The organism is Flagellimonas sp. HMM57, assembly GCF_021390175.1.
Classification (GTDB): domain Bacteria; phylum Bacteroidota; class Bacteroidia; order Flavobacteriales; family Flavobacteriaceae; genus Flagellimonas.
In genome coordinates this window covers 2,249,588-2,261,116 of record NZ_CP090004.1, presented here as the reverse complement: position 1 = coordinate 2,261,116, position 11,529 = coordinate 2,249,588, and the positions used below count along the sequence as shown (strand labels likewise).

Genomic DNA, 11,529 nt, shown 5'->3' with positions numbered 1-11,529 from the left:
ATGATGAAAGAGCGAATAGGCTTAGTATTTATATTTTTAATTTTTCTTTTTTCCTGTACAAAGAAGAACGAATCAATTACCATTGACCCAGAGGATTTTCATAGTGCTGTGGACAAGGTAATCGAGGTGATGATCCATGATATTTTTTCTCCCCCAGTCGCAAGTCGGATTTTTGCCTATCCAAACATAGCTGCTTACGAGATTTTAGCTTTGCAGGAGAATGAATATGTGTCGTTGGCAAATCAAGTTACAGACTTTACGGCCATTCCTACCCCTAATGAAGGTGAAACAGTGAATCACGAATTGGCTGCTTTAATTGCACATATGGAATTGAGCAAGCGACTCATTTTTTCAGAAGATAGGATTGAAGCATATAGGGATAGCCTTTATATGATTTGGGAAGACAAAAACACCGATGAATTCAACGCATCTAAAAATTATGGTCTTAAGGTGGCTGAACATGTTGCAGAATGGATGAGCAAGGATAACTACAATCAGACCCGAACCATGCCCAAGTTTACAGTGGATACGGAAAATCCTTCCAGATGGCAACCTACCCCTCCGGCTTATATGGCCGGAATAGAGCCACATTGGAACAAAATCAGGCCTTTTGTAATCGATTCTGCAAGTCAATTTAGACCAACTCCTCCTCCTCCTTTCTCCATGGAAGAAGATTCTGATTTCTACAAGGAATTAAAAGAAGTCTATGACATTAGCAACGAAATAACCGCTTCTGGAGATACTTCAGAAGAGGTAGAGATTGCCCAATTTTGGGATTGCAACCCTTATGTTTCGGTTACCCGCGGGCATTTAATGTTTGCAACAAAAAAGATTACGCCCGGAGCACATTGGATAGGTATCACCAAAATAGCCAGTAGAAATTCAAATGCCAATTTGAACAAAACCGTTTATGCCTACACCAAAGCATCCATTGCCATGGCAGATGCCTTTATTAGCTGTTGGGACGAAAAATATAGAAGTAATCTAATCCGCCCAGAAACACTGATCAATGAACATATTGATGAGAATTGGGAGCCAATACTGCAAACCCCGCCATTTCCTGAATACACAAGTGGACATAGTGTTGTCTCTGGTGCAGCTGCTGTGGCCTTGACCCATATTTTTGGTGACAACTTTGCTTTTGATGACGATACCGAAGTCCCCTATGGACTGCCTGTTCGTTCATTTACCTCTTTTAAACAAGCAGCAAATGAAGCTGCTATTAGTAGAATGTATGGTGGTATACACTATAGAGCCGCAGTAGATATTGGCGTGGATCAAGGAAGACGTTTGGGCAAATTTGTTGTGGACAATCTTAATATGGTTCAGTAAACCTAAAATCAAAAAAAGTAAAATTAACTACTAATGAAACGAAAGATTTCTTTGGTACTTTTCGCTGTACTTTCTGCTGCCCTAATTTGGTACCTATTTATCAAGCCAGCCGATTATTTGGTTTCCTTCACGGTAAATACTTTTCCCGGCACCGTAAATAAAACGATTAAAAATTGGGAAAAAAGTATGGTAGTAGATGCTCCGCTCAAAGAATATGGGATTCGTAATATTGAGCAACAGCTAAGGTTTGGAGATAGTATTGTCAAATACGATTGGAAAATTATCCCCCTTACGGATTCTACCTCAAAAGTCAAAGTACATATCAAGGATTTGGACCATAGCTTGATGAATAAAATCATGATTCCTTTCACATCGACCGTCATAGAAGAACGCTCCAAAAAAAACTTACTGAACTTCAACAAATATTTGAATGAGCATCTTAAAAAATTTAAAGTGAAAATTGTTGGAGAGGACAACTTAAAGTCAACGTATTGCGCTTACATAGAAGTAAAAGGCTTGCAATCTGAAAAAGCGTTTGGGATGATGCGCGACTTCCCTTTTTTAAGTGGCTTTGTAAAAGAAAACGATCTTAAGGTGAATGGCAGTCCATTTGTTGAACTTACCAAATGGAATATGGAAAGTGACAGTATCGAATATAATTTTTGTTTTCCAATTCTAAAACAGGACTCTTTGCCCATGAATAAAGAAATAAAGTATAAGAACTTTGAATCAAAAAAAGCTTTAAAAGCTATTTATAATGGAAATTACATTACTTCGGATAGAGCTTGGTACAAACTTTTGGATTATGCTGAAACGAATGCAATAAACGTGGAGAAAACACCTATAGAAATTTTTCAAAACAATCCCAATATGGGAGGTAATGAGTTGGAATGGATTGCCGAAATATACATGCCATTAAAAGAACCCAATGAATAAAATTAAATATTTTCTCATTCTTATTTTCATTCAAGGATGCGCACAAAAACCGTACTATGGAGACCTCACATTTTTGGGAAAATTACCTTCAAAACTGAGTGAAATATCAGGGATTGTTTCTTTTGATGGTACAACTATTTGGGCCATCGAGGACAATGGCAACAAGGATGATATCTATAAGGTAAATCTTGAAGGCAAAATCATCAGAAAAATCGATGTAAAAGATGCTAAAAACAACGACTGGGAAGATTTGGCCAAAGACGATGTGGGCAACTTATATATCGGTGATTTTGGAAACAATTCCAACGATAGAAAAAATCTGTGTATTTACAAGTTACCAAATCCAGAAAACGAAAAGGGAAACAAGATTGAAGCTGAAAAAATAAAATTTCACTATCCGGAACAAAACAAATTCCCTCCCAAGAAATCAAACTTAGTATATGATTGTGAAGCATTTTTTTATAGGGATGGTTTCCTATACCTTATCACAAAAAATAGAGCAAGGCCTTACACTGGAAAAGCATCAATCTATAAAATCCCAGCTGTAAAAGGCACATATACTGCAGAGTTAATAGGAGAGTTTACCTCTTGCTCAGATTCCCAGTTCTGTTCTATCACGGCCGCGGATATTTCTCCAAATGGTGAAAAGGTTGTTCTCTTGGGCTCTGGTTTTATATGGCTTTTTACAGATTTCACTTCTGATGATTTTACGAAGGGCGTTTTAACCACTATAGACGTAAAACACAGGACCCAACAAGAATCTATTTGCTTTCTAGATGACAACCTGTTAGTTATTGCGGACGAACAATCCAAGACCAAAGGACGTAATCTATATTCCTATAAGCTAGATTAAAAACCGAAACCTACTCCAAAAGCAAACCGTAACCCATCTGAGCTATTGAACAGTCCCAGGTTAGCAGATAGAATATCGGCTCCATTCACAAAAAACCCGCCACCGTAGGAATTGTGCCATTGTCCAGAAGCATCACCGGGAAACCAGACCCTTCCATAATCAAAACCTCCAAAAACACCTGGGGTCACGGGTAGAAGTCCCGTTCGCTGTCTCCTGAAACTATAGCGTAAATCCGTATTTTGGAAGTAGGCAGTTTTCCCAACAAATCGTTGAAAGCGGAAACCCCTTAAACCATTATTGGCCCCTATGCTAGCGCCTTGATAAAACTCAAAGTCATCTCCAATATTAAAGTGCGCCTTTACTTTGGAGGCAAGCACCAATCTTCCACTGGAAGACAATTTATGGTCAATCGATAAACTAGGTATTATAAATCCAAATGCCCTATCCGAGTCGCTCAAATTGGTCTTGTATCCGCCATGCAATGAAAAACTCATCCCAAGTGTTGGATAAGCTTCGTTATCCGTGTTGGAATAGCTGTACTCTGCATCAACACCAAAGAAATCCTGTTGTGTATCCCTTCCGGCATCCGTAAAAAATCCTTCAATAAAACGATTATCCGTTTCTTCAACATCGTAGTTTTCATAAGAAACGCCCAAGCGCACCTTTGAACCCAAATAGCCTCTCCAGACCAAAGATGGAGCAAAGGCTATGGTCCTGATCTTTACCCGGTTAAAATCCAGCTCTAACGGTTCGTCATCATCATTGTTTTCCGTTTCATTACCAAATCCAAAAAAGTTAATACTGAAATTCGGACTGGTAAATTTTGCATTCAATTCTAGATTTATATTTTCAAAAACATTGGCAAATTCACCGTTATACCCCAAGTCGAAACCATTGGTGGCAAAATAATAAGCCGCATTGAAAGTGTGCTGCTGTGTGAACGGATTTTGTTTGAATCCATTGAAAGTGTACGTATCCGTAAGTCCGATTCTAAAGCCATCATCTGGATTAAATCCCAGTGAAGGCAATAACTGATTGTTACTGGCCTTTACCTTAAGAAACGCATAAGTGTTCGTATCGTAATCGCTGAGTTTATGAATCTTGCCACTATACGCTTCGTCGTAAGTGTTCTTTTTAGCTTTAAAATCGTAGATATGGACTTTCTTACTATCATCAGACACTTTATAGATATCATTATTATGCCCCCCAACAATTCTCACCTTAATTTTTGAAGTGTTCGTTTTAACATCAAAAACATCATCATCATCCAGACCGTACAGCCAAATCTCTTTAGTGAATTCTGGCCGATATATTTTTTCAAAGAACAAATCTTGCCTTTTCCCGTCCTTTATTCGATAGCCCTTGATTTCTAAATTTCCATTTTTCAGTGAATTGATTTCAAAATAATCATCCTTATCCGTTCCCGTAACCACACTATATGTATTAATTACCTTGAAATACTCCTTGGCAGTTTCCACAAGGTTCTTTTTTCTGGCTAGCAATACTTTTTTGAAATTGGATACCGTTTCATCGTTCACTTCTTTTGGAAAATATGAAAAGGCACGATCAATTACTGCTTCATCTATATTGTCTTGAATGTATTTAGCTTGTGCAATCCATACATCAATATCGGTTTGGGAAAGAAGTGCCATATCCAAAGCAAAAGTCCTAGGAGAGGAATTAAACCCTTTAACACTTCGTATTTCTTCATTGAAACCTTCAAATATCCTAAGTGAAGGTACGGTACGGGATGCAAAGGCCATTAGTGCACCATCTCCCCAGATTGAGTAAGCCTGATCCCTGTCCCTGGGTATTGGTTTAAAAACAGTATTGCCCTTTTCGTCTTCAAACCCTGCCCATCGCCATTGATCCACATGACGGTCCCAATCCCCGATTACCATATCGAACAAACGTGCTTTTACATACTCTTTTTCATCAATGCTGTATTTTTCATCTTTCCTCAGTCTGTCCACTAAATCGTAGGTGCTCTCAATCTTTTTAGTGTATCCAAAACTGGCCAGATCATCATGGCCTTCAGAAACATGTTCTTCAATCATATAAAGACCGCCTCCGTAATTGTCGTTATATCCTCCCAGAGTTTTCTGCTTTGGGACATAATATAGTTTCGGGTTGGTGTGATAAAGACCTACTGCATCTGAAAGTGGTCCAATAGTAAAAGGTGCATAAGGGTGTGCGCCCGTATAAAAATCCATTAAAAGCTTTTCGGTATACGATCCTTCAAAATCTCCTATGATGTATTGCTCTTGAAATGCTATCGCTTGTAGATAACGCTCCGCACTTTTCCGCATGGCACGCATTACAAATTGCCTTCCATCCTTATGTTGCAATCTTAAGGAGTTTGACTGGTTTCCACCTCCTTTTCGCACAATCGTTAATCCGCCAAATAAAGTATCCAAAAGAACGGTTGGTGCCTCTACTTCAGTAGCATAATATTTTCGATAACGCTCTCCCCAAACCCATTTGTAAAAACCTCCCTTGTCAATTTCTTCTGCTGTATAGATTGATGCTTTCATAGTAGCCGGAAAGTCATTATCGTATGCTTTCTGATAGGGTTTCTCATCGGCAGGCAGTACTTCTGTATCATATAATAGTTCTTCCTTACCATCATTTCCAACGCCAAAAAAATCAACACTTGACGAACCGTCTTTGTATATTTTTAAGGTTGCATAGCCCATTCGACCCGTAGAGAACTTACTTCCATTCAAAAGTTTTGTTGCTCCTTTTTTAGCTCCAGAACCACTTACTATTTGTGGTACTCCGCTTTCAACAATATATTGTAGTGTATGCTCATGCCCCGAAGCGAAAATCACATTATCGGAGTATTTGGCCAGTGTTACAATCCTGTTTTTTAATTGATTGTAGACTTTATTGGATAAATCTTCCGTAGTAGCTCCCGAAGTTCTTCGCAAAACATTGGCCATTGAACCAACAATTGGCCAAGGAAACTTACCGCCACTAGGATTCATGTGCTGTTTAAAAGAATAGTACCCTCCATGGGAACCATAAGTGAACATAGGATGATGCAGGGCAAGAAGTACTGTTTTATCCCGATTCTTCTTGATAATACCTTCTAACTCTTCAAAAAATCTACCTCGATCTTTAATTTCACAGTCATCATTTATTGTTGGGTGCTTGTCCCAGTTTACCAGATACCATTCTGTATCAATAGCAACAACAATAACATCATCACTTATCTTGATCTTCTCTATTGGACAACCGTTTTCAGGAAAGAAGACTTCTTTGCTGTCCAATGCTTTTTCAATATACTTTTCCTGTCTTTTTAGTCCTTTCAATCCATCATTATACCAATCATGGTTTCCCGGAATGAAAACAACTTTACCTTTATAATCAGATACGGATGCTAGTTGGGCATCCAAATCATTTGTGGCTTTTAAGTAGGCCTCCTTTGAATCTTTTTTATCTGGCAACCCCGCAGGGTATATATTATCTCCCAAAAATATTGCAGTGCTGTTTTTTCCCGCTTTATCCAATTTTGATTTGAAAATTTTTAACGCGGGGTTTAAATCACCCATTGGAGATGTCCCGGCATCCCCTATCAAATAAAAGGTATGTTCGAGCTCTTTGTCAGTTTTTACTTTCTGGGCCACATAAGGAGTTTCATACTTTGTTTCATATGTGGCGCAACTATATACAACAACAAGTAATAGAAGAACTAGGTAATGTTTTTTCATATCAGTGAGGTTGATTTCAAATTTTTGTATTTTGGGGAATTCAAAACATTATGTATGTCGGAAATAGTTGAAAAAGCTGAACAATTTGTCTCCAAACTTTTGGAAAATGAATTGAATCCAAAAATTCTATACCACAATTTACGACATACCCAACGTGTGGTTAAAAGTACTAAAGAATTGCTCAATTTCTATATGCTTCCCAACAATGAGAACGAAAGGCTTCTTTTGACCGCTTGGTTTCATGATACGGGCTACACAAAAACAATTGAAAATCATGAAGAGGCGAGTTGTGCTATAGCAACAGAATTTCTAAAAGAACATAAGTATACCAAAGAGGGTATTGAACAGATATGTGCCAACATTATGGCAACAAAAAGATACCATGAGCCCCATAACTTACACGAAGAAATTATTAGAGATGCGGATGCCTCTCATTTTGCAAAAAAAACCTATTGGGAAACAACGGATTTTCTGAAAGAAGAATTGAAAGAGTTGGGAATTGCAAAATATTCCAACAAAGAGTGGAGGGATGAAAATATAAAGATGTTCAGAAATGAACATGAGTTTTATACGGAATATGCCAAAGAAAATTGGGAAGAAGCAAAAGAGCGGAATTTAAAACAACTTGTAAAGGAAAAAAAGACCGAAAAAGAAATTGCCAAAAAGGAGGCCCTAAAGGCAAAATATAAGAGTGAAAGTCCGGATAGGGGCATACAAACCCTGTTTAGGGTAACCCTAAAAAACCATTTGACCCTCAGTGATATTGCGGATACCAAGGCCAATATCTTGTTATCTGTAAATGCCATTATCATATCTGTCGCCCTTTCCAACCTCATTCCTAAATTGGATAATCCTTCCAACACATATCTCATCTACCCAACGGCCATATTTATTTCTTTCAGTGTTATATCTATGGTATTAGCGGTTTTGGCCACAAGACCTAATGTAACAAGCGGTCAGTTTACCAAGCAAGATGTGCAGGACAAAAAAGTAAACCTTTTGTTCTTTGGCAATTTTCATAAAATGAGCCTAAACGATTATGAATGGGCCATTCAGGAATTGGTTAAGGATAAAGATTATATTTATTCCTCTCTTACCAAGGATCTATACTTTTTGGGACTTGTACTAAATAGAAAATATAATATTTTACGTTGGACCTATACTATTTTTATCATAGGTATCGTGATATCCGTAATCGCTTTTGGAGTTTCATTTCATTTATATGGACAACCGAGATAAGTATCCAGATTAAAATTTAGGATTTCAATTCTTCCATTAAATCCTCATAGGTATACGTACGTTCAGATTTCACATCTTTGGTATACAGAATCTCAGCCCTTATTGCTTTTAACCCCGTAACGCCCTGCAAACCTTCTAGCTCTACGATTTCAATATTGTTGGTAAAGTATCCCTTGGACTTCAAAAATTTAATATAGCGTAAATACTCTTTTTCATCTTTTCGTTGTGAGTAGACAATGGACAGTTTCCCTTTCTGGGTCAATCTCTCGTTAGTACCCTTTATATAGGATTTGTCAATACGTTTTTTGATGATTTCGTACCGTGCATTGTATGTACCGTCCACATCAAAACGTTTTTCATCCATTCTAAATCTAATGGACAACGAAGCGCTATAAACTAAAATCAACGAAGCTACATCCAGTTTTACGGGCAATTTGGATTTAAGTGTATAGTACTTATTCTCCATATCGCACATGACCTGAAGCTGCCACAACCTTAAATTGCTTAGATATAATGCATTAAAATCCCTATCATTTGCTATAGAACTGCCAATGTACATATTGTGTTCTACACCATCTGTTTTGTAACGCTCAAAATAATGTGGGAACATTCTTTGGGCATCCAATTGTTTTCGATCCAACAAAGCTGCTAATTGCATATTGGCTTCCATTACGCTATGATCATAGTTACGACGATGGTCATAATAGGACTCGGTTTCAGCATCAATCTGGGCCTCGTACCCCTCAACCAATTTTCTTAGCTGTTTGTCTTCCTTTTTTAAATGTTTGAAAACAGGAGTTATTTCTTCTTTTACAAAATCAAAAATCGCTTGTTCCGTATGTGTGTATAATGCATCCCGTACCTCTTCCAAATAGGTATCTACCCTATACATTAATTCTTCGTAAACGGGAAGTTGATATTTTTTGACCGCCGCCCACAAAACATCATTGATTTCTGAAAGTTGAATCATTAAATCCCGCTGTATGGAAAGATTTCGTTCTTTAGAAGAATCCTTAATGTCCACTTGGCCATAGAGGGGATAAACATCTTTGAATACAATTTCCTTAAAAATAGGTTGATTTCCCAGAAGTTCGTCTGCCATGAAACGTTTTGCCTCTTCCTGAAATTTCCAATATACCGAAGAGTGAACGGTAGTACACTCGTGCTGTATAATTGCATCTACTAGGTTTTCCTCTTCTTCAATAGAACGGATAACTGCGGAAACAATGAAGGGCATTACATCATCCAACTTATTTGCATTGACGCTGTTCAACTCATTTACGGTAGTAGAGACCAATTCCAAAACACCTAACAAAACTCCGTTGTCCGCTATCGGAGCTAGAATGGCACTTTTTATCCCTTGTTCATATAGGTTTTTATAGGGTTGTCCTCCTTCCGATTTCTCATAATATTTATCTACATTGGATATTGCCACATAAGTGTTTTCATTGAACAACTTACCATAGGAATGGTCACACAGAATAGCATCGCAAGATTCGGTTTCCACTCCCTTAAGAACATAGCTTTCTATGCCCTTTCCATATATTTTTAGGAATTTGTCGGTATTGGCATCATAACCTGCAAAACCAACATTGATTTTTTTCAGATTAAACAGCGATCTAAAAGTGTCTTGAAAACTTTCCATAAAGTCTTCATTGCCTCTTTTATTGCTTCCTATCAGTGTAGATTTTATTTCAGAAATCGAATGCTCTGCACTGACATCGAACATATTGGAAATCACGAAACCTTTAGAGATAAAACTATTTGGTGGGATTTTTTCTTTCCAAAGCTCTAAATCATCAAAATTTTCCAAGAGTTCATCAACATCTTCTTGGGAAAGCTCTTTGGAAAGTTCTGTAGGAATAATTTCCATAAAATCCGCATTATAAAGTATCCTATAATGACGCATGACCCCATTTGCATCTGGAATATCATAGAACAATGGACGCTTCAAATCCATCTTAAACCCATAATAAAAATTTAGGATTATGGTACATTTCATAATGTAATTGATATCCATAGGCAGATTCCGAATCTCCAGTTCAAAACCTTCACCAGCATCCTTTAAGATTTTCTGAAAGCGTTCAGATGAATTGAACACCAAATTTTCAAAAGGTGTCGACGCCGTCTTAATCTCATTGTTGGTCAATACGGGAGCAAACGTATCCGCAAGAATAATGCTGATAACTTCTTTGTGTTTGTCCAGTAAAGTAATGTCATCAAAACCTTCTCTCAACTCAGGGTACGGTGCTTGAGCATCCAAGACATATTTTGCCCTATCCGCCAAGTACTTATCCTTGCTGTTAAGTTGATTATCATAATGTTCCAACAATTTATTGAAACTTACTAATTTCAACATTGGGGTTTCTATGCTGCCATTATTCTCCATATGAGGTTAGACGAGATTTTAACTGTAAAGTTACAAAAAGAAATAATGGGACATTATCAATGAATTCAATACTCGATTAGCCGCATTTTTTAGATATTTAAAAAAAATTGGCGTATGTCCTCATTCAAAAGGTTAGACCGAGCTTTTAAAAGTGCCAAAATCATTCATTTTGACAATAGCGACAAGTTCATACTTTTTAGTGATTGCCATAGGGGCGACAACAGTTTTGCAGATGATTTTGCAAACAATAGAAACATTTACTTTCACGCCTTGAACCATTACTATCGCGAAGGATTTCAATACTGTGAACTGGGAGATGGCGATGAACTTTGGGAGAACATAACTTTTGAATCAATTTTCGAGGCACATAAGAATGTTTTTCAATTGTTACGCCAGTTTCATCTTGAAAATAGATTGCATATGGTATGGGGGAACCACGATATGGTTTATAGGGACAAATCCTATGTGGATGAGCACTTATCGAGCTATTTTGAACCTATAGATGGCTCGGACAAAGAGCTTTTTGAAGGAATAACTTACCACGAAGCCCTAATTCTAAAGCATAAGAAGACAGACCAAGAATTGTTTTGCACACACGGACATCAAGCGGATTGGTGGAACTATGTTTGTTGGCGTATTGGAAGGTTTCTTGTTCGAGTTCTTTGGAAACCGCTACAAGTAGTTGGTATTGCCGACCCTACAAGTCCAGCGAAAAATTATAAAGAACTCATAAGAATAGAAAGAAGAATTAAACGTTGGATTTTAAGAAACAATCTTAAGATTACAATTTCGGGGCATACGCACAGACCACGTTTTCCGGAGCCAAAACAAATTCCCTATTTTAATGCAGGTAGTTGTGTACATCCTAGAAGCATTACCGGACTGGAAATAGAAAATGGGGAAATATCCCTGATCAAGTGGCAAATAGCCACTAAACCTGATGGCACTTTGCAAATAGTACGCTTATTGCTGGAAGGCCCGGAAAAACTATCGGATTACATTGAAAAGTAGTTGCAATCAATAGCAAATAATTTAAGAATACAGAAAAGCCCGCTAAGTTTTAGCGG

General features: G+C 37.6%; 7 protein-coding genes. 5 read left to right on the top strand and 2 right to left on the bottom strand.

Translation table 11 applies throughout. The annotated features are described in order from the left end of the window. Positions 1-3 precede the first annotated feature (3 nt). The 3 genes from LV716_RS10055 to LV716_RS10045 are packed head-to-tail and all read left to right on the top strand — an operon-like array spanning position 4 to position 3,121. Positions 4-1,332: a vanadium-dependent haloperoxidase gene (locus LV716_RS10055; protein ID WP_163417913.1), complete on the top strand. Its 1,329-nt coding sequence runs from the start codon at positions 4-6 to the stop codon at positions 1,330-1,332. Positions 1,333-1,365: 33 nt separating this feature from the next. Beyond that, positions 1,366-2,268 carry a GyrI-like domain-containing protein gene (locus LV716_RS10050; protein WP_163417609.1) on the top strand — a complete coding sequence of 301 codons (903 nt, stop codon included), beginning with the start codon at positions 1,366-1,368 and terminating at the stop codon, positions 2,266-2,268. Next, positions 2,261-3,121 carry a hypothetical protein gene (locus tag LV716_RS10045; RefSeq protein WP_163417608.1) on the top strand — a complete coding sequence of 287 codons (861 nt, stop codon included), beginning with the start codon at positions 2,261-2,263 and terminating at the stop codon, positions 3,119-3,121. Before LV716_RS10050 ends, LV716_RS10045 begins: the two co-directional genes overlap by 8 nt. On the opposite strand, the gene LV716_RS10040 is transcribed toward LV716_RS10045, so the two are convergent. Further along, positions 3,118-6,834 (bottom strand): metallophosphoesterase, encoded by a 3,717-nt coding sequence (locus LV716_RS10040; protein WP_163417607.1) that lies wholly within the window; start codon positions 6,832-6,834, stop codon positions 3,118-3,120. The genes LV716_RS10045 and LV716_RS10040 overlap by 4 nt on opposite strands. A 54-nt stretch (positions 6,835-6,888) precedes the next feature. Here LV716_RS10040 and LV716_RS10035 point away from each other — a divergent pair, with 54 nt between their 5' ends. Next, positions 6,889-8,073, top strand: a complete 1,185-nt coding sequence (locus LV716_RS10035) for a Pycsar system effector family protein (RefSeq protein ID WP_163417606.1) — start codon at positions 6,889-6,891, stop codon at positions 8,071-8,073. A 16-nt stretch (positions 8,074-8,089) separates the two neighbouring features. Here LV716_RS10035 and LV716_RS10030 read toward each other — a convergent pair whose 3' ends face one another. Then, the gene (locus LV716_RS10030) at positions 8,090-10,432 is read right to left on the bottom strand and encodes a GAF domain-containing protein (protein ID WP_370637381.1); all 2,343 of its coding nucleotides are present in this window, start codon (positions 10,430-10,432) and stop codon (positions 8,090-8,092) included. A 144-nt stretch (positions 10,433-10,576) separates the two neighbouring features. Here LV716_RS10030 and LV716_RS10025 point away from each other — a divergent pair, with 144 nt between their 5' ends. Then, positions 10,577-11,473: a metallophosphoesterase gene (locus LV716_RS10025; protein WP_163417604.1), complete on the top strand. Its 897-nt coding sequence runs from the start codon at positions 10,577-10,579 to the stop codon at positions 11,471-11,473. Positions 11,474-11,529 lie beyond the last annotated feature (56 nt).

Coding starts and splice junctions, on each gene's coding strand:
- LV716_RS10045 (WP_163417608.1), top strand. CDS start 2,261: ATGAATAAAATTAAATATTTTCTCATTCTTATTTTCATTCAAGGATGC.
- LV716_RS10030 (WP_370637381.1), bottom strand. CDS start 10,432: ATGTTGAAATTAGTAAGTTTCAATAAATTGTTGGAACATTATGATAAT.
- LV716_RS10040 (WP_163417607.1), bottom strand. CDS start 6,834: ATGAAAAAACATTACCTAGTTCTTCTATTACTTGTTGTTGTATATAGT.
- LV716_RS10035 (WP_163417606.1), top strand. CDS start 6,889: ATGTCGGAAATAGTTGAAAAAGCTGAACAATTTGTCTCCAAACTTTTG.
- LV716_RS10025 (WP_163417604.1), top strand. CDS start 10,577: ATGTCCTCATTCAAAAGGTTAGACCGAGCTTTTAAAAGTGCCAAAATC.
- LV716_RS10055 (WP_163417913.1), top strand. CDS start 4: ATGAAAGAGCGAATAGGCTTAGTATTTATATTTTTAATTTTTCTTTTT.
- LV716_RS10050 (WP_163417609.1), top strand. CDS start 1,366: ATGAAACGAAAGATTTCTTTGGTACTTTTCGCTGTACTTTCTGCTGCC.